Origin of the sequence: Hoyosella levis (assembly GCF_026008515.1) — a bacterium.
Classification (GTDB): Bacteria; Actinomycetota; Actinomycetes; order Mycobacteriales; family Mycobacteriaceae; genus Lolliginicoccus; species Lolliginicoccus levis.
Window position 1 is genome coordinate 62201 of record NZ_BQYM01000014.1, and the last position, 24962, is coordinate 87162.

Consider the following 24962-nt stretch of genomic DNA (forward strand, 5'->3'; position numbering starts at 1 on the left):
GTGAGCCGCTACCTGTTCGTCGTGCCGCCGCTCGTCGGCCATATCAACCCGACCCTGGCTGTGGGCCGGGAGCTCGCGAGGCAGGGCCACGACGTCGCCTGGGCCGGGGATGCCCGCGTCATCCACGCGCTTGGCGGCACCGACCTGATGGTTTGCGACTGCGCCACCATGTCGCTGGAGGAACGTGGCGATCTCGTTGGACCGGCCGCGCTGAAGTTCCTGTGGGAGCACTTCTTCATCCCGCTCGCCCGCGCCATGGCGCTCGGCGTATCCGCTGCCATCGAGCAGTTCGCCCCCGATATCGTCATCGCGGACCAGCAAGCCCTCGCCGGTTCGCTCATCGCCGAGCGCGAGGGCATCACCTGGATCACCTCCGCCACCACCTCCACCGAGCTCACCGACCCGCTCGAGTCACTGCCCAAGGTCAAGGACTGGGTCATCGGCCTGCTCGACGAGCTCCGTGACGAGATCGGCGTGCCCGGCACCGGCAATGACCCGCGCTTCTCCCCGCACGGCATCCTCGTGTTCACCACCGCGGAGCTCTCGGGCAGTCCCGCGATCGCCGCCGAGCGATGCTGGATGGTCGGTCCCGCTCTCGCTGAGGACCTCACCAGTGCTGCGCGCGGCGATTTCCCCTGGGAGTTCCTCGACAACGATCAGCTCAACGTCCTCATCAGCATGGGCACCGTCAACGGGGCCACCGGGGCCGCCTTCCTCCGCAAGGCCGCCGCGGCGATAGGCGCTCGCCCGGATCGCTACCGAGCGGTTCTCGTCGACCCCGACGGCGTGATCGAGGACCCGCCCAGCAACATCCTCGTGCAGGAGTTCGTGCCGCAGCGCGCGCTGCTCCCCGCCATGGATGCGGTGATCTGCCACGCCGGGCACAACACCGTCTGCGAATCACTGTGGAACGGCCTGCCCCTGGTCACCGCCCCGGTCCGCGATGATCAGCCCGTTGTCGCCCAGCAGGTCGTCGATGCCGGAGCCGGGCTGCGGCTGCGATTCCGCCGCGCCACCGAGCAGCACATCGCCGATGCCCTCGACACCGTGCTCGACCCCGCCAGCGGGCACCAGGCTGCTGCCGCGCGCATCGGCCAATCCTTCCGCGACGCCGGGGGAGCAGCGCGGGCCGCGGAGATCCTCGCCGGGCTCGGGTAGGGAGCTCCTCAGCGGCGCGAGTGTGCGAAATGCGACAGCTTTAGCGCTTGGAGCTGTCGTTTCTTGCACACTCGCGGGTGTGTCTTGGCGCGCTTGGCCCTACCGCAGGGCGGACTCGACGGTGGGCCATGCCGAGCGGAGCGCATCCTGCCAGTACGGCCACGAGTGCGTGCCCGTGGGGCGCAGATCCACAATAGTGGGGATGGACGCTGCCGCGAGCCGGGCCGCGAAGTCCACCGTGCACACCGATGCGGCCGCCTCGATGGGCCCGCCCACCAGGATGGTCGCTCGGGTCGTCTCGTCGAAACCTTGCTCGTGCACGCCGGGCCGCCCGCTACCCGCGTAGAGGTAGATCGCGGTGCCCCGCAGCCCGTCGGGATTCATCGACGGATCATGCGCGGACCATGCCGGATCATCGCGCGGGCCCCACATGTTCGTCGCGTTCCCTCCTTGACGGGCGATGCCCGCCCGCACCGAATCCTGGTACGGCGACTGCGCCACCATGGGGCACGCGCTGATTGCCGCGACGCCCTCGTACCGGCCGGGATGCCGGGACGCGAGAGCAAGCGCCGCCTGCCCGCCCATCGAGATCCCACCGATCGCATCGCGACCATTGCCGTGGAAAGTCCCGTCGATCAGCGGGGGCAGTTCTTCCGTCAGGAAGGTCTCCCACATGTACACGCCGAGCTCGGGATCAGGCTGCTGCCAGTCGGTGTAGTACGAGGCCTCGCCTCCTGCGGGCAGGACGATGTTGGCGTCCTTCGAGGCGGCGAAGTCAACGATGTCAGTCTTGGTGATCCAATCGCTGCGCACCTCGCTCGCCTCGTTGCCATCAAGGAGGTAGAACGTGGGCCGGGGCGACGAATGCGTCGGATGCAGGACATGCACCCGGATCGTTCGTTGCATCGAAGGGGAGCTGACCAGGATGTCGGTCCAGGTGGGCGAGACCTGCTCCACCCCTGCGATCGATGCCTGCGCTGGGGCCATTTGAGAGGGCGCCAGTTGAGAGGGGGCGAGCTGAGCGGGGATCGCATGCGCGGCTGGAGCCAGGGCCAGTGGGAGCAATAGCGCCGGAGCTAGGACGGCAGGAGCCAGCGCAGCGAGGGCGCGCACGGCGTGATGAACGAGCTTCCGCGCGCTCGTCAGGTCATCACTCACAAGAACCTCGCTCACGCGCCGGGGAAATATAGTTGTGACTTGCTCTACTTTACATGGCTCCATGTGGTCCACAACCTGCGGATATGTCGTTCGCGTACTCGCGAGCGAGGGTTCGCTGCATCATGTCTTAAAGCGCGGCAGCAGCAATCCAGCCGGCATGTGCTTGGATGGACCGGAACCGGGCGAAAGGAGCATCAATGGAACGCATCGACGGGATCGGCGCGCTGTTCTTTTACTTGTTCGGCGAGTCGTTTCGCCGCGCCGTCGTCGCCGCGTACGCCTTCGATGCCCGTGCGGCCGCCACCGCGCCCTCCACGCGCGACGAGCTGGCCGATTACGTGATGAAGCGGATCGGCGACGAACCGCTGATGCACCAGCGCCTCGCTCCCACACCGCTCAAGCTGGACAATCCCGCCTGGGTCGCCGATGAGAGCAAGGCCGGCAAGCTGCGCGTCACCGCCCGCACCGTGCAAGGCACGGGCACCTGGGCCGATACCGTCGCTACTCTCGAGGCGATTGCCGGCGAATCCGATGCGGGCGAGGTGCCGCTCGAGGTCATCCTTCTCGAAGGCGTGAACGCCGCCCCCGAGCTCCCGCACAGCGCCACAGTCATCGTGCTGCGCACTGATCACGCGGCCCTCGACGGCACTGCCCGCGCCGCGATCGAGCGAAAGCTCTTCTCCGCCGAGCCCGAGGACTGGCGCGCCCAGGCACCGGTGGAGCCCTACCGCGCGGGGCGGTCATTGCTGCCGCAGAGCATCCTCCTGAGCGCGCTCATCGGGCTTGCTCCTCGCCTGCGCACCACCGTCCAGCTGGTCCGCGAGGCAAATCGGATCGCTGTTTCCTCGCCGGCAAGCGAGGAGCCGGTGCCTCCCACGGGCCCGGCCGACCAAGCAGAGGCGCCCGAGCAGCCGCCCGTTCGCTCAGCCATCGACACCGACCCCGACGAGGCAGAGCGCGTCCACGAGTTCCTCATCGTGCCGCTCGCCACCATCTCCGCGGCCCGCAAGACCGTGGCCGGAGCAACCGTCAACGACGTCGTCGTCGCCGCGGTCACCACAGCCCTGCGCGGCTACCTCGCGGACACCAACGAGCTCCCGGACGAGCCGCTGCAATGCTTCATTCCCATCGCCGTGCCCTCCGCCTCCGGACGCACCGCGGGCAACAACATCACCCGCGGCACCATCCCCTTGTGGACCACGGTCGGCGATCCCGCCGAATGCCTCCGGCTCACCCACCGCACCACTACGGCCGTGAAGAACAGTGCCGCCACCGGTCGGCAGTTCCTCCACGAGAAGGCCGCGCTTACCCTGCTCGCCCCGCTCGCCGCGCGCCTCCACCGCAAGGACACCGAGGAGGGACGATCGGCCAACGTTGCCATCACCAACACCTTCCGCGGCAAGCAACCCCTCTACCTCGGTGACGCGCGGGCGGTCCGCACCCAGATCGTCAGCCTGCTCAACAAGGGCGCCCCGCTCACCCACCAGGTGACCAACCTCAACGACGAACTCATGGTCTCGATCTCCGCCGGAGCCAGCTCGCTGCGCGACCCGGGACGGTATCGCCAGCACCTCCATGACGCCTTCATCGAACTGGCCAACGCGCGCGATGCCGCGCTCGCTGATGACGCGGGAACCACCTCCGTCAGCTAGCAGCCGCCTACCCTGGGGCAGTGGGATCAAGTGCAGTGGGATCAAATGCAGGGGGGTCAAGTGCAGTGGAACTTTTCTGGTACGTCGCCTACGGCTCCAACCTGGTTGCCGATCGGTTCGCCGCGTACCTCAACGGCTCGAGCGCCGACAGCATCTATGGCCCTCATCGGCCAGCACCCACGACCGTTCCGCCCCGCGATACCCGTTCCCTATGGATCGACCACGCGCTCTACTTCGCTGGGCACTCGCATCGCTGGACCGGGGCCGTAGCCTTCGTTGATCCCCGCCTCGCGCGAAGGGGGCAGCGCAGCTGCGGGCGCGCCTACCTCATCCAGCTCGACCAGTTCACCCACGTTGCCGCCGAGGAGAACGGGTTGACGGACTGCGCCTGGACGCCGGACTGGACTGGCCTGCGCGTTGGCGACATGGCAGCACTCCCCGTCCACTCCCACGGCGAGCCCGAGCGCGGCAAGTACAACGCCGCCCTTCGACTCCCCGACATCGATGGAACTCCAGCCCTCACCCTCACCACTGCGCGCGACCTCCCTCTGGGGCAACCCAGCGAGGCCTACCTCCAGCTCATCGAGAACGGTGTGCAAGGCAGCGGGCTGGTCGCTGACGATGACATCGCGACCTACCTCGACGGGGCCCTGCAGCGTTCCCGGTGAGCGGCCTGCTTGGTGGCGGCGGCGGAAAATCTGCTGGCCATTGTCACCGTTCGTGGGCCGTGTCGCGGCGTGTCATGCGACATCTGCTAGCAAATTCCGTGAAACCGCTGGCCTCGCCGGGAAGGCGATCGCGCCAGCGCGACCGCTGGCCTCGCCGCGACGACCCCTCGTTCCTCCTCGTCGCGGCAAGAGCACCGGCGCGCACCTCCTGATCGGTGGTGACGACAAATATGGACGCGCCACGCGCGCACCAGGTTCCACTACGGAGTGTGATGTGGACCACTACCGGGGTTCGAAGGGTGTTAACTAGACCGAGGATGGAGACCACACCTAGCTGGCACCCGGCCTTGCCCGAACAAGGAGGACCCATGAGTACGGTGCTCATCACCGGCTGCTCGAGCGGCATTGGGGCGGCCACGGCTGCCGACCTCGCTGCCCACGGACACACTGTCTACGCGACGGCCCGGCGGCCGGAAACGCTGCGGGGGCTCGCTGATCAAGGGTGCCGCACTCTTGCTCTCGATGTCACCGACGAGGAATCCATGTCGGCCGCGGTAGCCGCGGTCGAGAGCGAAGAGGGTTCTATCGATGTCCTGGTGAACAACGCGGGCTACTCGCAATCGGGCGCGGTCGAATCGATTCCGCTGGACAGCATTCGCCAGCAATTCGAGACCAACGTGTTCGGCCTCATCCGGATGAGCCAGCTCGTGCTGCCCGGCATGCGGAAGGCTGGCCGTGGCCGCATCATCAATATCGGCTCGATGGGCGGGAAGCTGACTTTTCCTGGCGGTGGCATCTACCATTCGACGAAGTACGCCGTCGAGGCGATCTCCGATGCCATGAGGTTCGAGGTCCAAGGCTTTGGGGTGCAGGTCGTTCTGATCGAGCCTGGATTGATCAGCACGGAATTCGCAGGCACCGCGGTCGGATCGGTGAACAACCTCGACAACGGGCCGTATGGTGCGTTCAACGCGCGAGTCGGAGAAGCTACCGCGGAGGTCTACACAAGCGCTGTCGGCAAGCTCGCCGGGGGAGGGCCGGAAACCGTCGCGAAAGTCATCCGCAAAGCGATCGAGCGCAAGCGGCCCAAGGCGCGCTACACCGTCACCCCCAGCGCCACCCTCGCCATCATGCAGCGGCGCCTCACCCCGGACAAGCTCTGGGACCTGGCGATGCGCACCCAGTTCCCGATCCCGGGGAAGCAGTAGCGATGGGCCCGAGCGGTGGGCGCGAGCGGTGGGATAAACCGCTGCGATCCGGTAGAAAGTGATCACGGGCTTCCGCCAGTCGCTCGAAATCGCCAGTCGCTCGACAACCAACAGGATCTCGACAGCCAACCCGACAAGGACCCAGGCATGAACGACCCGGAATATGACCTCGTGGTGTTCGGCGCCACCAGCTTCGTCGGCACGATCATGACCCAATACCTGGCCGAGCACTTCTCCAGCCAGGCGGAACCAGCCCGATGGGCAATCGCGGGCCGGTCCAAGTCGAAGCTCGAGGAAGTCAGGCGGTCGCTCGGGGCAGCAGGCGAATCCCTTCCCATCCTCGTAGCCGATGCCACGGACGAGGACCAGCTGCACGCATTGTGCGCCCAGACGCGGGTAGTGGTGTCGACCGTCGGGCCCTACGCGCTGTATGGCGAGCCCCTGCTCAAGGCCTGCGCGGAAACCGGCACGGATTACTGCGACCTGACCGGCGAGACGCAGTGGATCAAGCGGATGATCGACAAGCACGAAGCGACAGCGCGAGAAACGGGCGCGCGCATCGTCCACTGCTGCGGCTTCGACTCGGTGCCATCCGACATGGGCGTCTACTTCCTGCAGCAAAAAGCGCTCGAGCGGTGGGGCGCGCCTGCCACCAGCGTCACGATGCGCGTCAAGAGCCTGAAGGGTGGGGCATCGGGCGGCACCGTGGCCAGCATCATCAACATCGTCGAGGAAGCCACCGCCGATCCCGCTCTGCGCAAGGCCCTGCTCAACCCCTACTACCTGTGCCCGCCGGATCACGGCTTCACCGCGCGGCAGCACTGGGTCAAGACGGCCGAGTTCGACCCAGGCTTCGAGGAATGGGCAGCTCCCTTTGTCATGGCCGCCGTCAACGAGCGCGTCGTCCACCGCTCCAACGCACTAGCCGGCAAGGCCTACGGGCACCAGTTCACCTACAACGAAGGCATGCTCACAGGGACCGGCATCCGGGGCCGGGCCGCTGCCCTGGCTCTTGTCGCGGGCCTCGGAGCATTCATGGCAAGCGCCGCCATCAAGCCCGCGCGCAGCCTGATGCAGAAGTACGTGCTGCCCAAGCCTGGCGAGGGCCCCAGCCCCGAGGCGCAAGAGGCGGGGCGCTACGACATTCGCTTCATCGGCAAGAACGACAACGGCGAGACCCTGCGGGTCAAGGTCACCGGCGAGGGCGACCCAGGCTACGGATCCAGCAGCAAGATCCTCGGCCAGGCCGTCGCTAGCCTCGCCCTCGACCACGCCAAAAACGGCACCAAGACCGGGCGGCCAGGTGGATCCTGGACACCCGCCACCATGTTCGACGAACGATTCATCGAACGCCTCACCCGTCATGCCGGCATGCGGTTCGAGGTCGTGGACTGAGTGGGGCAGGCGTGGGTGGCCGCTGGGGAGGACAGCGCGAACCGCGTGGGCCATTCGGCCTAGTCTTACGAGAACAAGGACCCTGTTCGCCGCCGATCCGCACCACCATGATGAGGTCATGGGAAGCGCTCAGGACAGCGGCCTGCAATGGCCGATCTCCGTGCGGCTAGACACGATCGCCGCCATGCTGAATTTCGAGATCCACAATCATTCGGTGTATCAAGGCATCGAGATCCAATACTTCGACGACGCCGAGCACGGCACCGGGATGCTTGTGCTGATGCGCCGCTCCGACAATGGCACGGTCGACGTGTACCACCAAGCCGGACTAAGGATCGATCGCACGGGGTATGGGATTGGTGCGGGACTCGGTGAATGGAAAATCACCAAGATCGAACCAGCCGTTCTCGAGGTCGCGGACACTGGCGTTCGCGCGCGCATCGCGCTAAGAGACATGACGGGTCGATCGATCGAGATCTCGATCGATGATTGGGGTGGCAAGCCTCAGCGCTCGGCGGAGTTCCTGGCTCCCGTCGGAGCCGCCATCGAGCAACCAACGGCATTGATGCTCGTCTGGATGCGCCGTTTCAATCTCGTCCGTCGTACCCGCATTGACCCGGTGGTGAACATAGACGGCGTGCCCGTGACGCTAGGACGGCTGCCCGGTGCCTGGCTGCACCGCCGTCACTTGATCAAGTATGCGTGTGACCTGTGGGTCGTCAACGTCAATCCGCCGGACAGCGACGGACGGCGTGAAGCGGGGCGACCCGATGCCGCGCACGCGCTCCTGCACTTCTCGCCCGAGCCCCCGGCCCCAGGAACGCTCTCGCCCGGGGACGAACGGAAAGGCAAGTGGTCCCTCTCCATCGGTGACCACGCCGGCGTCATCTCGGGCGAATGGGTCTGCACCGGTGGCGAAATCGCGACACTCACGCTCACTGTCACGCGCGGGTGGCGGCCGCGAGGACTCCCGCCGTTGATGCGTGTGGTGACCACCGTGTTGCCCGTCTTCCGGCGCTGGCCGACAACGTATCTCTGGGAAGCGCGCGCTGACCTCCGCGGCACACCGGAAGTGGCCGCGGAGTGGCGGCGGACCAAGCGTGCCGGCGAGAGCCCCTACACCCGGGTCACCAGCCAGCGCTGATTCGCAGGGTGGCGCCGGTTCGACTGCTGCTTGCGGAATTTGCTTGTCAATGTCACCTCTCGAGGCGCGTGCCGCGGCGTGTCACGCGATATTGACTAGCAAATCTCCAAGAGCCTTCCTGCGCTGTCCTCACCATCCGGGGGTTGGCGGGGCGATGGGTGGGTTTGGTCCTGGCGGGGGCCGGTGCTCGGGGTCTTGCGAGGAGTACTGGGGCCAATAGGGGCGGTCGGGGTCGCGGTCGCGGGTGTTGTACCAGGTGCTGCAGTAGTCGAAGTCGCCCGATTGGTAGAGGTCAATGGCGCGCCAGCCGTCGAATGCGTTCCAGGTGGGGGCGCGCAGTCCGGTGGGTGCCGGTGGCGGTGCGGGCGGGTCGGTGGTGTCGCGGGCGAGGGTGAGCTTCCTGGTAGTGACGCGGGTAATGGCTACGCGCGGCCAGTCGAACGTGGCGCCGGCATCAAAGGAACTCGCTGCGTAGCTGTCGTCGATACAGAACTCGGCGGTGAGCTCGTCGCCGGTCCAGCCGATCCTGTAGATGTGGTAGTCACGGGTTCCGGTCACGCGTCGCTGCTTGCCCCGGGTCTCGAGGGTGGTGGGCAGGCCGAAGCTCGTCTGGCTGTCGAGGTAGTCGTTCCAGAATTCGTCGAGGCCGGGAAAGGCTCCTTCCTCGCCGACGAATCCAGCGATGGCCAGAGCCTCTGCAGTGGCGCGGACGATGGTGGCCTCGGGGGAGAGCAGGTCGATGCCGTCGGCGGCGGTCCAGGCGAAAGTGACGTCGCCAGTCTCATCGATGGGGAAGACGTAATCGCTGGGTGCTGCGGATGGGGGCGTGGCTGGTTCGCTGGGACCGGTGGTGGTGCAGCCGGCGAGCAGGAGGGCGGGCGCCAGCGCGAAGGCGGCTATGCGTCGTCGGAACGTTGTCATGATTGGTCCCAATCTCCTCGGGCGAGGCGAGTGTAGTGCTCGTTGCTCCCGGGCTTCGCATCGGCGCGGATGGTCGCGTCCTCGGTCCCGTACTCATAGCGGTTCAGGACGTGTCCAAGCCCATGCTGGTGGAGCGCCTCGGCTAGCGAGCCGCGCAGATGTTCAAGTTGCTCAACTTCAACGGCCCATTGTTGAACCTCCCCAACGGTCGCGGGCCGTGGTTCCCCCGTCTCATCGATCAACGCCTCGGGGTACTGGTCGAGGGGCAGTCCGGAGGCGATGGCGATGGCCTGCAACTGCTGCAAGGTGACGCTGCGGTCCTCCGCTCCAAGGTCAGCGTTGCGGCTGAACGTCTCGTAATCGACCAATCCGTCGGGGGTGGTGTAGTCGCCGAACACGGCGGTGAGCAATCCCGCGACGGGCGCGCCGACCGTGGGGAGCGCGCCGACGGTGCCTGCGATAACACTGTTCGTGCCCTGGCGGGTGGCCTTGACGTGGTCGTCGACTTCGCGCGCGTAGGTCTCGCGGTGGCCTTGTTCGGCGGTGAGCGCGGATTCGAGGTATGTCGACAGTCGTCCATTGGCGGAGCCGAGGAATTGCGCTTCCGCGCCGCCGACGTTGGGCACGGAGCTCGCGTTCATCACCTGCTGGATGTCGACATTCGCGGCGAGTGCCTCTGCGGCTTTCTCGTCGGTACTGATCAGCGTCATGAAGCGAACGCTGTCGCCCGGGGTGATGTATCGGATCTCGTCGAGGCCGGACAGGCTGTGGTGCATCCCGCCGAGCGCGTTCATGTAGGGCGCGGAGGATGCGGCGAGCTGCTGGGCGAGGGCGGGGTTCTGTTGGCCGAGGGAGCCGCCGCTGGTGCTCATCAGCTCCTGGAAGTTGTTGCCTCCGCTGCCGGTGGTGGTTGTGGTGGTGATCTCGATGAGGTCGGTGAAGCCGTGTTGCCCGCGCGCGCGGATGGCGGGATCGTCGCTGAGGGCGTCGGTGCCGATCCATTCGAGCATCGCTGTGATGGGCTGCGAATCCTCCCAGTCGCGCGTCATGAGGGGAATGACAGTGGGGTCGCGGTCGTAGCCCTCGATGGCATGGCCGTCGCTGGTTGTTCCGGCGAGCAGCGCGGCGGACGCGTCGGGGTTGCGCGCAGCGACACCGAGCAGGTCCTCGAGCGCGGTGCTGTAGTGCTCGTCGCGCTCGCTGGCGAAGTAGGTGTCGAGGCCGATCCCAGTCATGCTGGGCGAGGATCGGTGATCGCGTGCTTCCCGCGCTTCGAGCTCAAGATTGGCTGCATGCCGCCCAAGCTCGATTCCGAGGCGCTCGCCCGGGGGCAGGGAAGGATCGGAGCTGGCCAGAAGCGAAGCAAAAGCCGCCATCTGGCGTGGTGGTGGGCCTTGGCCTTCGGCATTGGCATCTGGACCATCGCCGTAGCAGTCGCCGATGAGAGCGCGGATATCGGCTGGCAGATCGTCGTACCCACCTGTTGAGCCGCCGCCACTGCCGATGTTCTCGTTCGACACGATCAGTACGGCATTGGCAAGGGCTTCGATATTCGCTGCGCTCTCGGGCGTAGCTTGCGCGGCGAAGGAATCGTGAAGGCGCATGATGCCGTCGAGGCCCGCGGTGCGAACAAGCTCACCCAGATATCCGCGGGTCGATTCGGGCACGTCGAGGACCGTTCCTCCCTCGGCGAGCACGCGGATCTGCTCGGCGCTGAGCCCGGCTGTCCGCAAATCCTGGCCAATGCGCGTGAGCTCGCTGTCGGTCAGTTCCCGCTCGCTGCCGAGCAGTTGCCCAGCCTCCCGGCCCTGCTTCGCGGACAGCCCCTCTCCCTCGGGCTTATGTTCCCGCAGGACCGCCGTGATGTCGTTGATAGCGCGCGCGGTACGGGTGTCGATGCGGTCGAACTCATCGATGAAGCTCGCCAGGCGCCCCTGCAACGTGGCTGCCTCATTGACGGTGGAGGAATCCGCGGACGGAGGAACGTGGACCGTCCAGTCATCGGTGACAGTCAAGCCCTGCGCCTCCGCCCCCATGCACAGGGATCGCACATCGCTGACCAGGGGAGCGAGCGCATTCATGGCGGCGGTGCACTCCAGCGCGAAGTCCTCCAGCGCGAACGCGACCTTCTTGTTCCGACCATTCTCGCGGTGTCCACGATCCTCGGCAGCGTCACGGGCAACGCCCGTCCACTCGATCGCCTCGCTGGTGAACGTGAGCATCAAGGAGTTGCTCTCCTCGAGGATCGTGCTGGCCAGACGGCTCGCGCGGTTCTCGCCCACCGACAGCACCGCCGGCCAGGTCTGCTCCCACTGGGAACGCGTCGGTCTCATTCCGCCCCCTCGATACCCGCGATATCCGCGCCCAGAATCGCATCAGCACCATCCATATCGTTCCAGGTCAGCCGCGCGACCTGGGCCAGATCGAGAGCGCGATCCGACATGTGGGCCAGCGCCCCGGACAATGCGCTGGAGAATTCGGTCAGCGCACGAGCAGTATCGGAAGCAGGCAACGCGGCTGCCACTTCGTCCGTGACCTCGGCAGCGTGGTGGGCGCCGATCTCGCTCGCGAACGCCTCGAGAGCGCCGATCAATTCAGTGACCGCCGACGGAGTGATCCACAGACCGCCCGGCGCGCCAAGAACAGGGGGCTGGGTCATGCGCGGATTCCTCCCGGTCGTGGACTCTCCATGCATGAATAGATGCATTGGAGCGACGAACGGTTCCATCGGGGAGCGTGATGTAGCGCACAGTGGGCGGGGTGAGTGCCTGCGCGGGGGTCCCGAGCCCGCCGATCGTGAAGAACTGGCCACGTCCAGCGTGGCTACGCTGTCACGATCGGGGGTGGGCGACCGAGCCCAGGCCGCCCCGGTCCCACACCACCCAATTCAGCCACGCCACGCCCCCCGCGCCCCCCCCGCCTCGTCAGTGCCCGGTGGCCGCGGAATCGAGGGATAGTGTCATCCCGCCCCACACGGCTCGTGACCCCGAGTCGCCGATGCGGTAGGTCTGGTAGCAGACGGCTATGCCCACGACGATGGTGATTATGGCGACGGCGGTCGGGATGGCTGCGTTGAGCTTGCGCTGCTTGCCGAGCACGTGAACGCCGGTGACCAGGGCGGATACCAGGACGAGCGCGGCCGAGAAGTAGATCATTGTTTCGCCGAGTTCTTTGTGCTCGGCGATCAGTTCGGGCGGGAACACTTCGGCGAGGGATTCGCCCGCGCTGGTCGTCAGGGGGGTCAGGGCGAGTATCACCAGTGATAGCGGCAGGAGGGTGACGACGAAGCGTTCGCGGGCCGCGGGCCAGACGGCGCATGTGATCAGCAGGAGCGCTAGCGCGGGTGGCAGCACCACCATGAAGTGAACGAGGAGGGGATGTGCGGGCAGTCCGTTGAATGTCGACACGGTTCGATCCTAGTTTCCCCGGTCACGCACTATCCGGGGTTCACGCACTATCCGGGGATCGCGTGGCCACGCCAGTTTTCGTCGCGGCGAGCAGGATCTCTACGCAGTGGTCGATGATCTCCTGGCGAGTGGCTTTGAGCTGGCCGGACAGCCACGAGAGGAAGATCGCACCGAGGCTGCCCGCGAGCCCGGTCGCGATCAGTGCACGCTTGGTGCGGCCGAGCTCGTGGGGGATCTGCTGGAGGACCAGCTTGGTGAACCGGGGGACTGTGGCGATGCTGAGGCCGTTCAGTGCGGGTTCCGATAGCGGTTCGACGAGGAGCAGCCGGCCTTTGCGGGGGTCGTCGATGGTGAGCCTGACGAATTCCTCCACCGCGGCCCGGATCTGCTCGTCTTCCCGCGCGGTGCCAGGCACTGCTGCGACGAGCGCATCGTGTGCCTCTGCGGCGACCTGCTCGTAGAGCTCGACGAGCAAGGCGTCCCGATTGGGGAAGCTTTCGTAGAAGTATCGATCGGTGAGCGCTGACGCTCGGCACAACGAGCGCACTGTCACGGCCGCGCAACCGTTCTCGCCGATCAGGTCGAGGGCGGTGTCCAACAGTGCGCCGCGGCGAAAAGCACGTCGTTCATCCATCGTCGTGCCGCTCCATGTTCGCGGCGGCGTAGGCCTGGTTTCCTCTCGCGCGGTCAACGACGACTCCCTTCTCGGACGCAGCGACTCATCCTAGCGGCGTAGCGTTGCTGTGGCGCACGTCACATTTGCGATAGATTGACGACGCCCGTCCTCAATCTTACTGTGAGGACAGGCGTCATCAATTGTTCGCGCTGGACAGAGAGGCCTGCATGTACGAGTGGTCCGAGACTGACCATCTGATCATCGACTCCGTTCGCGGCTTCATGGACGCCGAGGTCCGGCCCTATCGCGACGGGCTCGAATCAGGCGAGGTATCGCCCTATCCCATCCTGCGCAAGATGATGAAGACGTTCGCGATCGACCAGATGGCGAGCGAAACGCTTCAGAAGATCATTGCGAAGGAAGAAGCCAAGGAAGCCGCCGTCGCCGCGGGCGAGGAGCCCCCGCCCAGCAAGAAGGGGATCGGTGGCCTCGGTGGCCAGGAGACGATGGCGATCATCCTCACCAAGGAACTGTGCGCCGCCTGCATGGGATTGTTCGTCACCTGGGGCGTGCACATGGGGCTCGGTGTCGCCACCATCATGAAGGAAGGCACGCTGGCCCAGAAGAAGCGGTGGCTGCCCGAGCTCGTGACCTTTGACAAGCTCGCGGCCTGGGCCATCACTGAGCCGGAATCGGGCTCCGACGCGTTCGGCGGGATGAAGTCCTACGTCAAGCGCGACGGGGACGGGTACATCCTCAATGGGCAGAAGACCTTCATCACCAACGGTCCCGAGGCTGACGTCGTCATCGTGTACGCGAAGCTCGACGAGGGTGATCAGTCGGTCGCTAAGCGGGACCGCAAGGTGCTCGGCTTTGTCCTCGACCGCGGCATGGAGGGGTTCGCCCAGGGCAAGCCCTTCAAGAAGATGGGAATCAACTCCTCCCACACCGGTGAGCTCTTCTTCGACAATGTCCGCCTGGGCCGCGACCGGCTCCTGGGCGAGACCGAAGAGCGCCGCGGCACCGGAGACGGTCGCGACAGCGCGCGCGAAGGCTTTGTCGTCGAGCGCATGGGAGTCGCAGCGATGGCCCTCGGCGTCATCGAGGAATGCCAGCGCATCTGCCTCGACTACGCGAGGTCCCGGGAGCTGTGGGGCCAGCCGATCGGCGACTTCCAGCTCATCCAGCTGAAGATCGCGAACATGGAGATCGCGCGGATCAATGTGGAGAACATGGTCTTCCGCGGCATCGAGATGGGGCGGGACGGCAAGATGCCCACCCTGGCGGAGGCATCCGCGATCAAGGCGTACTCGTCGCAAGCTGTCACCGATGTCGCGATGGAGGCCGTGCAATTGCTCGGTGGCAATGGCTACATGCGCGAGTACGCGGTCGAGCAGATGGCCCGCGATGCAAAGTCGCTCATGATCTATGCGGGGAGCAATGAAGTGCAGATCACCCACATCGCGAAAGGCTTGCTCAGGAAATGACCGGCCCCAATGAGTCCCCGCCCTTCGCGGACATGATCAATGGCACGCTCGGGCTGGTCATCCCGATCGCTCACAAGATGGGCGTCGAAGCCGTGGAGGTCCGTCGGGGATTCGCCGCTACCACCGTTCCGGCGGAAGGAAACGGCAACCATTTCGGCGTGATGTATTCGGGTGTGCTGTTCACCGTGGCGGAGATCCTCGGTGGCGCGATCGCCGTGGCAACCTTCGACAACTCGCGGTTCTACCCGCTGGTCAAGGATCTGCGGATCACCTTCAAGCACCCGGCCAAGACCGACGTCCGGGCTGAGGCACTGCTCGATGACACTGAGATCGAGCGGATCGCTGAGGAAGCAGCGGCGAACGGCAAGTCCGATTTTGAGCTCAATGCGACGATCACCGATACGGACGGCACGGTCGTGGCGACGACGACAGGGCTCTACCAGCTGCGCGCGCACAGCAAGCAGGGAATGTGACGCAGCGCAGCCCGCGAGCAATACCGCCACTCACGAAAGGCAGCCGCATGACCACGATCGACGAAAGCAGGAAAACCGTTGAGGTCACCTCGCCGGTCGACGGACGGGTCGTGGGCTCGCTGACCGCGCATTCGACGGCAGACGTCGCCAGCATTGCGTCGCGGGTGCGCGCCCACCAGCCCGAATGGGAGGCGCTTGGCACCAAAGGACGTGTCGAATGGGTGCGCAAGTACCGCGACTGGCTTTTCGACCACAACGACGAGATCAGCGAGATCCTGCGGCAGGAGACAGGCAAGTCCGAGCACGATGCCCGGCTGGAGATCCCCTTCTCGATCGACAATCTCAACTACTACGCCAACAATGCTGCCAAGTTCCTCGCGCCGGAGAAGCCCTGGCCGGCCTCGGTGCTCACAAGGACGCGACGGCTCGAAACGGTCTACAAGCCATATCAGCTAGTCGGTGTGATCAGCCCCTGGAACTTTCCGATCGCGCTGTCGATGTTCGATGCGATACCGGCCCTTCTCGCCGGCGCCGCAGTGGTGGTGAAACCATCCACGGAAACCCCGCTCGCCGTGCATCGCATGATCGAGGGCTGGGCCGGGATCGGTGCACCCGATGTGCTCGCCTGCGCGGTGGGATCCGGTGGCGTGGGAACCGCGGTCGTCGACAACGTTGACTACGTGCAATTCACTGGTTCGACCGAGACCGGCATCTCCGTGGGCAAGCGCGCGGCGGAACGGTTGATCCCGTGCGGCCTCGAGCTCGGCGGAAAGGACCCGGCCATCGTTCTGGCAGACGCGGACATCCAGATGACAGCCCAGGGCATCGCCTACTGGGGGCTGGTCAACTCGGGCCAGATGTGCACCTCGGTCGAACGGATCTATGTCGAGGATGCGATCTATCCGGAGTTCGTGGAGGCACTGACAAAGGTGGTTCGCGGCTTGCGCCAGGACGGGGAAGCTGGCTTCGACACAGACATTGGGGCAATGGTCACCGAGTCGCAGGTCGCGCTGGTGGGCGAGCACATCGCGGATGCGGTAGCGAAAGGTGCGACGGTCAATGTCGGCGGTACCAGTTCGGGCCAATTCATCGCCCCGACAGTCCTGTCGAACGTGGATCATTCGATGCGCGTGATGAACGAGGAGACATTCGGCCCGGTCCTGCCAGTCATGCGAGTTTCTGATGCTGATGAAGCGGTAGGGCTGGCCAACGACTCCGTATTTGGACTCTCGGCGAGCGTGTGGGGTGGGAACACCGAACGAGCGCGCGAGGTGGGCGCGAGGCTCGAGGCGGGCTCCGTGGTCATCAATGACGGCTCTGCCCACCTCATCTGCTTCCCGGTTCCCCAGAGCGGGTGGAAGACCTCGGGCATCGGGGGAAGGTTCGGCGGTGCCGACGGCATCCGGAAATACACCAGGACTCAAGCATTTGTCAGCCACCGGGTCGAGGTTTCAGCCCTCTCCAAGCTGCTGTGGTATCCGTACTCCGCGACAAAATCCAAGGCGATCATGCGCACGATGCGATTCCTGGGTGCAGGCGACGTGCGAAGGAAGTTGGGAAAGTGATTAACCCTGTCATCATGGGCAAATCCGCGGCGCTGCGCGCGGGAGCCGAGCTCAATTACTCGCGCTATGCGATCAAGAGCGGTGTCCTCGGCCTGATGTCCCCGATCGCGCTGGCGAACAGTGGCCTCGCTATCGCGCGGTGGGGGCTCATCGGCGGTGCGGTCGGAGTCGCGGCCGCGCGCTGGGGCGACAAGACCGCGGTTGTCGACGAGCGTGGCGAGCTCACTTTCTCGGACCTCCACAATAGGTCGAACGCGCTAGCCAACGCCTGGCTCGCTCGTGGCCTCCAGCCAGGGGAAGGCGTGGCGATCCTGGCGCGGAATCATCGCGGGTTCCTCGATGCGCTGCTCGCGGCAGCCAAGTGCGGTGCCCGCATCATCCTTCTCAACACCGACTTCGCCGGGCCGCAGATCCGGGACGTCGCCACGCGCGAGGGAACGGACCTGCTCGTCTACGACGACGAGTATGCCGAGATGCTCGACGGTGTCACGCCACCGCGGGGCGCGTTCCGCGCCTGGACCGAGGATCCGGGCCAGGATTCCATCGAGGCGCTGATGGCGTCCGCGCCCTCCTCCGCACCGCCTCGACCCGGCGTGCACGCGAGGATCATCCTGCTGACGAGCGGCACGACCGGCACGCCCAAGGGGGCACCCCGCCCTGACCCGATGTCACTCGCGCCGATCGGCGGCATCACGAGCCGGGTCCCGTTCACCACCAACGGCACCATCGAGCTATGCGCGCCGATGTTCCATACTCTCGGGTTCGCGCACGCGCTGCTCGCCATCGGCATGGGATCGACGATGGTGCTGCGCCGCCGGTTCTCCCCGCAAGCGACCCTCGAGAGCATCCAGCGCAATCGCAGCACCGGCATGATCGTGGCACCCGTGATGCTCAGCCGCATGCTCGAGCACGGGGTGTCGCGCTACGACGTGTCGTCGCTGCGCATCATCTTCGTCGCCGGCGCGCAGCTTGGTGCCGATCTCTGCAAGCGCGCGATGGATGCGTTCGGTCCCGTCCTCTACAACATGTATGGCTCGACGGAGGTCGCCTATGCGACCGTCGCGACTCCCGACGACCTTTCCGCTGAGCCTGGTTGCGTCGGCAAGCCGGTCGCCGGGAGCGTAGTCAAGGTCTACGACGATGACGACAAGCCCGCGCCGGCTGGGATGACGGGCCGGATCTTCGTGGGCAACACCGTGCAGTTCGAGGGGTACACGGGCGGGGGGACCAAGGCGTCGGTCGATGGGCTGATGGCCACCGGCGACGTCGGGCATTTCGACTCTGGCGGGCGGCTCTTCATCGATGGCCGCGACGACGACATGATCGTGTCGGGAGGGGAGAATGTGTTCCCGGGCGAGGTCGAGGAACTGCTGGCCTCGCACCCCTCGGTCGTCGAGGCCTCGGTGCTCGGGGTGCCGGACGAGAAGTACGGCGCGCGCCTCAAAGCGTTCGTCGTCACGCGCGAGACCCTCGATGAGGACACCGTGAAGCAATACGTCAAGCAGAACCTTGCCCGGTACAAGGTCCCCCGTGAGGTCGCGTTCGTCGATGAACTGCCGCGCAACCCGTCCGGGAAGGTGCTCAAGCGCGTGCTGCGCGAGATGTGAGCCCCGCAGAAGCCGCCCTCCAGACTGTTGTCCAGGTCACACTCCGAGGCCTAGTCTGGAGGGGACCATTTCGAGGTGGCTGATGCATGAGCTGGCGATCACCGAGAGCATCGTCGATGCGGTGTGCGAGCATGCCGCAGGTCGGCGGGTGCGGTCCGTCCAGGTGCAGATCGGCGCGTTGTGCGCGGTCGTCCCCGATGCCATGCAGTTCTGCTTCGAGCTCGCGACTGCCGGCACGCTCGCGGATGGCGCTTCCCTCGATCTGGACATCATCACCGCTCGTGCTCGCTGCAAGACCTGTGATCGCGAGTTCGAGCTGGTGGACATGATTCTCCTATGCGACTGCGGCAGTGCCGATGTGGATGTGCTTGCCGGTCGCGAGTTGTGCATCAAATCGATGAAGGTGGGATAGGCGATGTGCTCTACCTGCGGATGCGGCGAAACCGATGGCCCCCGGGTATCCACTCCGGGACATGACCATGACCATCACCATCACGACGGCGGCCACGCGCATGAGCACAACCATGCGCATGACCACCCGCACACGCACGACCACCCGCACACGCACGACCACGAGCATGTGGAGACGATCTCGCTCGAGCAGAAGGTGCTCGCGAAGAATGACCTGATCGCCATCGAGAACCGGCACTGGCTGCACGCTCATGGCATCGTCGCGGTGAATCTCATGAGCTCGCCGGGCGCGGGGAAGACCACTCTGCTGGAGAAGACGATCCGGGAGTTCCGCGCGGAGCGGCCAGTCGCGGTGATCGAGGGCGATCAGGAGACCCTGCTCGACGCCGATCGGATCGCCGCGACCGGGGCCCCCGTGGTGCAGGTCAACACCGGTGCGGGATGCCATCTCGACGCGTCCATGCTCCGGTCCGCGCTCGATGAGCTCCAGCCAGGCGACGGCACGTTGTTGCTGATCGAGAACGTCGGCAACCTGGTCTGCCCTGCCCTGTTCGATCTGGGCGAGCAATTGAAGGTCGTCATCATCTCCACGACGGAGGGCTCCGACAAGCCGCTGAAGTATCCGCACATCTTCGCCGCCGCGGACCTGGTGATCGTCAACAAGACGGATTTGCTGCCGTATGTCGACTTCGACATCGAGAAGTGCTCGGCGTACGCGCGGTCGGTGAACCCGGACGTCCGGATCATCGCGCTCTCCGCGTGGACGGGCGAGGGCATGGAGCAATGGCGGTCCGAGCTGAATGCGTTGTCGCTGGAAACCACGGGTTGAAAGGCCAGGATCATGAAATTCTCGACTCGCGCTGCCTCCCTAGCTGCTGGGGCCGCGCTCGCATTGACCGCGTTCGGCGGTGTTGCTGGTGCCTCGCCCTCATCCGGGGTCGAGAGCCAGGAGGTGGGTGCCTTCGAGGTGCCGTTCAGCGTGTGGGGTGGCATGGGGAACACCACGGGCTTCTCGTTCCGCATGATCGAGATCGATCCGGGCGGCTACACCGGATGGCACTGGCACGAGAACCCGGTGTACGGCTATGTGGCGAGCGGAACGCTGACGAGGATCTATAGCGACTGCGCGGAGCGGGTTGATTCGATGGGGTCGTTCATCGAGGAGGTGCCGGGCGAGGGAGCCTCGCACGTGGGGATCAATCGCGGCGACGGACCGTTGGTCCTTTATGTTCTCTACGCCTCGTCCGATGGTGGACCCACAACGGTCAGCGTTGACGATCCGGGGTGCGGCGTCGAGTAGCGGATGCTAGCTGCGGCGAGCCGACCGCGCTCCCTCGATGTGCGTCGCGTACCCGCGGACGAGCGGGGCGTAGGACTTGTAGCTGTAGGGCGCGGCCGGGTACCACAGGTATTGCTGGCCTGCTTCGCCAGCAGGCAGGTTCTGCCAGATCGGCTGGTCCTTGAGGGCTTCTAGCTTGTCGGAGGACCGGGAGTCGACGAGGATCACATCGGCGTGGTACTTCGCGAGGTTCTCCAGGCTGGCAGGCTCGAAAAAGCCCCAATTGTTGGCAAGAATCCCGATCCCGACCAGTCCAAGGCCAATAAATACTCCGAAAGCGCCATTTCGGCTGCGAACACGACCCCCCCAGCGCACCTAAACCCCTCCGCCGCGTTGAGCGGTCCCGCCGACGATCGTCGTTGATTCTGTATTCCATGGCGACGAATGTATCGCCAAGCCTTGGAGTATCACGGAGCAGCCGGGTGTTCGGGTGCGGTTCTAAGGGCCAGGTGGACAATGCCTGCCTCCCATGCTGCCATTGGGGCGCTCCCTGCTGGGCCGTGCGACTTCCGGTAATCGAGGGGCGGAGCGCGCAGCCGAGACCCACCTGGTCACTCAAGCCAACTCTGCAGGCCGTGGATGCATTGGGTCGCCCCTTCACCTCGGTAGTGGAGAATCCCGCAGGCGACCGGCACCCTCCATCGCTGTGGTCCGTGAGCACAAAAGGCTGCCCGGGAATATGCACCTTTCCCCACCGCGAGATCCATGCCCAATGCGCGAACTGCGGCTCCGTAGCCGCAAGAATCGTGGAGATCGGGCAGGGTGAGCTTCGATCTACGACTTCCTGCGCAGACGCCGCACCGAGTAAGTTGCAGCATAGGGCAGCGCTCGCTCGCAGGAGCGGAAGAGCTATGGCAGCTAGTTGGTGGGGGCACCGCCTGAAGCAGCTTCGTATCAATGCCGCCTTCGATGCCCGGGGAGCCCCCCAGGCACCACCCTTGTGCCGAACAAGCTGTTGTCATCATCATGGTAGTTTCTGCGAACCCCCGGTTTCCGTGGATTGTCGCGGCTATTCCGGGCATCGGTTGCAATAGATTCGAGATCTGCGATGTCACGTAGGATAGCGGGATCGTTTGGACGATACTTCAACGCAGCATAGTGCCGCGCTCGCTTGGCTCGACGCTCAGCTTCGCGACTCCTAGCAATCTCTGCGCTTTTTCGATCGATTTGCTGCTGCCGCACCCAGTCCACTTCGTTCGCAGTAGGGGCGCGACCGGGATTCTCGTGAGAGCTTTGTGACGTGCTGAGTCCCAGATCTGTGCCATACGTGGACTTGGTGTGCCTGCTAGAGCTGCGGTGGGACCGGGGTCGCCTTGCCATGATTGGTCTCCTCGCTATGATTTTGGCGGACGGGAAGTTAGCGATCCTAGATTGACGAAGCTGCGCGTTGCGTGATTCGTTCGTCGAGTAGTGTTCGGCTGGTTTCTAGTGCTACACGCTATGCAGCTTGTGGCTGACTGTGTGGCGTTCTCTGGAATTATTTGGAAGACGAATGCTCGCGAGCGCATTAGCGAATCAGGGCCGACGGCCGCTGCGGGGCTGCCAGAAGGAGTTCGATGAACCCCTCGACCGGATCGTCAGAATCGATGCGTTCGAGCGTGCAGGGGAGGCGCGGTGCGACGTGTCCTTGGTGCTTCCGCCCTGCGATCCTGCCACTTGGCCATTCTCCGCACAGGCGGCCAATTAGGCTAGCCAAACCTACGAACCTGCAGGTAAAGCGCCAAATCGACCTTTGACCAGACTAATCATGATCGCCTAGAATGTGATCTACGTCACGCAAGTGGGCCGAGGGTCGACTCCGGTGACGCAGGGGCCTGCGGGCCTGCGCGTGCCCTGCCCCGGAAAGTGGCAACCATGTCTGACACGGCGGCTACAGCAGAAGAAACCCCCTTGATCCATGTCCTCTGGATCAACGCAGGACTCAGTTGCGACGGCGATTCGGTGGCCCTGACCGCAGCCACCCAGCCCACCATCGAGGAGATCGCCCTCGGTGCCCTGCCAGGACTTCCCCAGATAGCTGTGCATTGGCCGCTCATCGACTTCGAATGCGGGCCCGAAGGGGGAGCTGACGACTTCCTCGAATGGTTCCGCAAAGCCGATCGCGGCGAGCTCGAGCCGTTCGTCCTCGTCGTCGAGGGCTCGATCCCCAACGAGCGGATCCACGCCAGCGATGGCTACTGGTGCGGCTTCGGCAACGACGAGGATGGCCAGCCCATCACCACCAGCGAATGGCTCGACCGCTTGACCCCCAAGGCCACCGCGGTCGTGGCAGTAGGAACCTGCGCGACCTATGGCGGCATCCACGCGATGGCGGGCAACCCCACCGGAGCGATGGGCGTTCCTGACTATCTCGGCTGGGACTGGAAGACCAAGGCCGGCATCCCGATCGTGTGCGTGCCGGGCTGCCCCATCCACCCCGACAACTTGTCCGAGACGCTCACGTACCTGCTCTACCAGGCGTCGGGGCAGGCGCCGATGATCCCGCTCGATGAGGCACTGCGCCCCACGTGGCTGTTCGGCAAGACAGTCCATGAGGGCTGCGACCGCGCCGGCTACTACGAGGAAGGCGATTTCGCGACCGAGTATGGCTCCCCGAAGTGCATCGTGAAGCTGGGCTGCTGGGGCCCGGTCGTCAAGTGCAACGTGCCCAAGCGAGGCTGGATCAACGGGGTTGGTGGATGCCCGAACGTCGGTGGCATCTGCATCGGCTGCACCATGCCGGGCTTCCCCGACATGTTCATGCCGTTCATGGATGAACCGCCCGGCGGAAAGCTGTCGAGCGCGGCGATAGGCGTGTACGGATCGGTGATCCGCAGCCTGCGCAACATGACATCCCACACCGTTGACCGGGAACCCCAGTGGCGCGTCCGAGGCGATCAACTGACCACCGGCGCCACCCGCACCTGGTAGCAGGCCGGTAGAAGCGAAGAGGCATGCGATGACGTCAACCATTCACGGGCCCGGGCCGCTGCCCACCCCGCCGCCTATCAAGGAGAACGCGGACGGCCTGGTGGAGATGAACTGGGATCCGATCACCCGGATCGTGGGCAGCCTGGGCATCTACACCACCATCGATTTCAAGCAGAAGGTCGTCAAGGAGTGCCACAGCACCTCGTCGATCTTCCGTGGCTACTCCATCTTCATGAAGGGAAAGGACCCCCGCGACGCGCACTTCATCACCTCGCGCATCTGTGGCATCTGCGGCGACAACCACGCCACCTGTTCCTGCTACGCGCAGAACATGGCCTACGGGGTGAAGCCGCCGCACATCGGCGAATGGATCATCAATCTCGGCGAGGCCGCCGAGTACATGTTCGATCACAACATCTTCCAGGAGAACCTGGTGGGTGTTGATTTCTGCGAGAAGATGGTCTCCGAGACCAACCCGGGAGTGCTCGAGCGCGCCAACAAGACCGAGGCCCCGCACGCAGGGGAGCACGGGTACCGCACCATCGGTGACATCATGCGGTCGCTCAACCCGTTCTCCGGCGAGTTCTACCGCGAGGCCCTCGCGGTCTCCCGCTCCACCCGCGAGATGTTCTGCCTGATGGAGGGCCGCCACGTCCACCCGTCCACGCTGTACCCCGGTGGCGTGGGCACCGTCGCGACGATCCAGCTGATGACCGACTACATGTCCCGGCTGATGCGCTACGTCGAGTTCATGAAGAAGGTCGTGCCCATGCACGACGACCTGTTCGACTTCTTCTACGAAGCACTGCCCGGCTACGAGAAGGTGGGCCTGCGCCGCACCCTGCTCGGCTGCTGGGGCTCCTTCCAGGATCCCGACATCTGCAACTTCGCCTACAAGGACATGGAGGCGTGGGGACGCAGGATGTTCGTCACCCCCGGCATCGTCGTGGACGGCAAGCTGGTGACGACCTCCCTGGTGGACATCAACCTGGGCATCCGCATCCTGCTCGGCTCCTCCTACTACGACGACTGGACCGACCAGGAGATGTTCGTGACCCGCGATCCGCTGGGCAACCCCGTGGATCGTCGCCACCCCTGGAACCAGCACACCAACCCGCGCCCGCAGCGCCGCGACATGGACGACAAGTACTCCTGGGTGATGTCGCCACGCTGGTTCGACGGCACCGATCACCTCGCCCTCGACACCGGCGGGGGCCCGCTGGCTCGTCTCTGGTCGACGGCGCTCGCCGGGCTCGTTGACGTGGGCTACGTCAAGTCCACCGGCCACAGCGTGCAGATCAACCTGCCGAAGACCGCGCTCAAGGGCCCGGTCAGCTTCGAGTGGAAGATCCCCAAGCATGGCTCCAACACCATCGAGCGGGACCGGGCACGCACCTATTTCCAGGCCTACGCCGCCGCGTGCGCGCTCCACTTCTGCGAGAAGGCGCTCGAGGAGATCCGGGCCGGGCGCACGAAGACGTGGGAGAAGTTCGAGGTGCCGGACGAGGGCATCGGGTGCGGCTTCACCGAGGCGGTGCGCGGCGTGCTCAGCCATCACATGGTGATCCGCGACGGCAAGATCGCCAACTACCATCCGTACCCGCCGACGCCGTGGAACGCCAACCCGCGCGACAGCTACGGCACGCCGGGCCCGTACGAGGATGCGGTGCAGGGACAGCCCATCTTCGAGGAGAACGATCTCGAGAACTTCAAGGGGATCGACGTGATGCGGACCGTCCGCAGCTTCGATCCGTGCCTGCCGTGCGGGGTGCACATGTACCTCGGTGGCGGGAAAACCCTGGAGAAGCTGCATTCGCCCACCCAGTCGCTGACGGGCGAGTGA

22 protein-coding genes are annotated in these 24962 nt (G+C 65.3%); 15 read left to right on the forward strand and 7 right to left on the reverse strand.

The features are described from left to right. Positions 1-1158: a glycosyltransferase gene (locus QC765_RS14705; protein WP_278315191.1), complete on the forward strand. Its 1158-nt coding sequence runs from the start codon at positions 1-3 to the stop codon at positions 1156-1158. A gap of 99 nt (positions 1159-1257) precedes the next feature. On the opposite strand, the gene QC765_RS14710 is transcribed toward QC765_RS14705, so the two are convergent. Then, the gene (locus QC765_RS14710; RefSeq protein ID WP_278315192.1) at positions 1258-2145 is read right to left on the reverse strand and encodes an alpha/beta hydrolase; all 888 of its coding nucleotides are present in this window, start codon (positions 2143-2145) and stop codon (positions 1258-1260) included. 368 nt (positions 2146-2513) lie between these two features. Between QC765_RS14710 and QC765_RS14715 the strand changes: the two genes are divergently transcribed. From QC765_RS14715 to QC765_RS14735, 5 genes are all read left to right on the forward strand, one after another. Further along, entirely contained in the window at positions 2514-3968 is a 1455-nt protein-coding gene (locus tag QC765_RS14715; protein ID WP_278315193.1) for a WS/DGAT domain-containing protein, read from the forward strand. A 65-nt stretch (positions 3969-4033) separates the two neighbouring features. Beyond that, entirely contained in the window at positions 4034-4636 is a 603-nt protein-coding gene (locus QC765_RS14720) for a hypothetical protein (RefSeq protein WP_278315194.1), read from the forward strand. Between the two features lie 368 nt (positions 4637-5004). Continuing rightward, entirely contained in the window at positions 5005-5844 is an 840-nt protein-coding gene (locus QC765_RS14725) for an oxidoreductase (RefSeq protein ID WP_278315195.1), read from the forward strand. A 147-nt stretch (positions 5845-5991) separates the two neighbouring features. Continuing rightward, on the forward strand, positions 5992-7239 hold the full coding sequence (locus tag QC765_RS14730; protein ID WP_278315196.1) for a saccharopine dehydrogenase family protein: 1248 nt from the start codon (positions 5992-5994) through the stop codon (positions 7237-7239). A 118-nt stretch (positions 7240-7357) separates the two neighbouring features. After that, positions 7358-8383, forward strand: coding sequence for a hypothetical protein (locus QC765_RS14735; RefSeq protein WP_278315197.1), 1026 nt, complete (start codon positions 7358-7360; stop codon positions 8381-8383). 129 nt (positions 8384-8512) lie between these two features. On the opposite strand, the gene QC765_RS14740 is transcribed toward QC765_RS14735, so the two are convergent. The 5 genes from QC765_RS14740 to QC765_RS14760 form a co-directional block, all read right to left on the reverse strand. Beyond that, complete coding sequence (locus tag QC765_RS14740) at positions 8513-9304, reverse strand: hypothetical protein (RefSeq protein WP_278315198.1); 792 nt, start codon at positions 9302-9304, stop codon at positions 8513-8515. After that, on the reverse strand, positions 9301-11637 hold the full coding sequence (locus QC765_RS14745) for a TPR repeat domain-containing protein (RefSeq protein ID WP_278315199.1): 2337 nt from the start codon (positions 11635-11637) through the stop codon (positions 9301-9303). The genes QC765_RS14740 and QC765_RS14745 overlap by 4 nt, the downstream gene beginning before the upstream one ends. Then, positions 11634-11963 carry a hypothetical protein gene (locus tag QC765_RS14750; RefSeq protein WP_278315200.1) on the reverse strand — a complete coding sequence of 110 codons (330 nt, stop codon included), beginning with the start codon at positions 11961-11963 and terminating at the stop codon, positions 11634-11636. Before QC765_RS14750 ends, QC765_RS14745 begins: the two co-directional genes overlap by 4 nt. Before the next feature lie 265 nt (positions 11964-12228). Then, positions 12229-12711 carry a DUF2231 domain-containing protein gene (locus tag QC765_RS14755; protein WP_278315201.1) on the reverse strand — a complete coding sequence of 161 codons (483 nt, stop codon included), beginning with the start codon at positions 12709-12711 and terminating at the stop codon, positions 12229-12231. 40 nt (positions 12712-12751) lie between these two features. Further along, positions 12752-13345, reverse strand: coding sequence for a TetR/AcrR family transcriptional regulator (locus tag QC765_RS14760; protein WP_278315202.1), 594 nt, complete (start codon positions 13343-13345; stop codon positions 12752-12754). Positions 13346-13554: 209 nt separating this feature from the next. Between QC765_RS14760 and QC765_RS14765 the strand changes: the two genes are divergently transcribed. From QC765_RS14765 to QC765_RS14795, 7 genes are all read left to right on the forward strand, one after another. Beyond that, positions 13555-14814: an acyl-CoA dehydrogenase family protein gene (locus QC765_RS14765; protein ID WP_278315203.1), complete on the forward strand. Its 1260-nt coding sequence runs from the start codon at positions 13555-13557 to the stop codon at positions 14812-14814. Continuing rightward, on the forward strand, positions 14811-15287 hold the full coding sequence (locus QC765_RS14770; protein WP_278315204.1) for a PaaI family thioesterase: 477 nt from the start codon (positions 14811-14813) through the stop codon (positions 15285-15287). The genes QC765_RS14765 and QC765_RS14770 overlap by 4 nt, the downstream gene beginning before the upstream one ends. 47 nt (positions 15288-15334) lie before the next feature. Next, positions 15335-16852, forward strand: a complete 1518-nt coding sequence (locus QC765_RS14775; protein WP_278315205.1) for an aldehyde dehydrogenase family protein — start codon at positions 15335-15337, stop codon at positions 16850-16852. A gap of 14 nt (positions 16853-16866) precedes the next feature. Continuing rightward, complete coding sequence (locus QC765_RS14780) at positions 16867-18459, forward strand: acyl-CoA synthetase (protein WP_373876771.1); 1593 nt, start codon at positions 16867-16869, stop codon at positions 18457-18459. 82 nt (positions 18460-18541) lie between these two features. After that, positions 18542-18871, forward strand: a complete 330-nt coding sequence (locus QC765_RS14785) for a hydrogenase maturation nickel metallochaperone HypA/HybF (protein WP_278315207.1) — start codon at positions 18542-18544, stop codon at positions 18869-18871. Between the two features lie 3 nt (positions 18872-18874). Further along, positions 18875-19699 (forward strand): hydrogenase nickel incorporation protein HypB, encoded by an 825-nt coding sequence (hypB, locus tag QC765_RS14790; RefSeq protein ID WP_278315208.1) that lies wholly within the window; start codon positions 18875-18877, stop codon positions 19697-19699. Positions 19700-19711: 12 nt separating this feature from the next. After that, positions 19712-20170 carry a cupin domain-containing protein gene (locus QC765_RS14795; protein ID WP_278315209.1) on the forward strand — a complete coding sequence of 153 codons (459 nt, stop codon included), beginning with the start codon at positions 19712-19714 and terminating at the stop codon, positions 20168-20170. Positions 20171-20176: 6 nt separating this feature from the next. Here QC765_RS14795 and QC765_RS14800 read toward each other — a convergent pair whose 3' ends face one another. Further along, positions 20177-20524 carry an ABC transporter substrate-binding protein gene (locus tag QC765_RS14800; RefSeq protein ID WP_278315210.1) on the reverse strand — a complete coding sequence of 116 codons (348 nt, stop codon included), beginning with the start codon at positions 20522-20524 and terminating at the stop codon, positions 20177-20179. Positions 20525-22063: 1539 nt separating this feature from the next. Between QC765_RS14800 and QC765_RS14805 the strand changes: the two genes are divergently transcribed. Further along, on the forward strand, positions 22064-23119 hold the full coding sequence (locus QC765_RS14805; RefSeq protein ID WP_278315211.1) for an NADH-quinone oxidoreductase subunit B family protein: 1056 nt from the start codon (positions 22064-22066) through the stop codon (positions 23117-23119). Between the two features lie 28 nt (positions 23120-23147). Continuing rightward, positions 23148-24962 carry a nickel-dependent hydrogenase large subunit gene (locus tag QC765_RS14810; protein ID WP_373876769.1) on the forward strand — a complete coding sequence of 605 codons (1815 nt, stop codon included), beginning with the start codon at positions 23148-23150 and terminating at the stop codon, positions 24960-24962.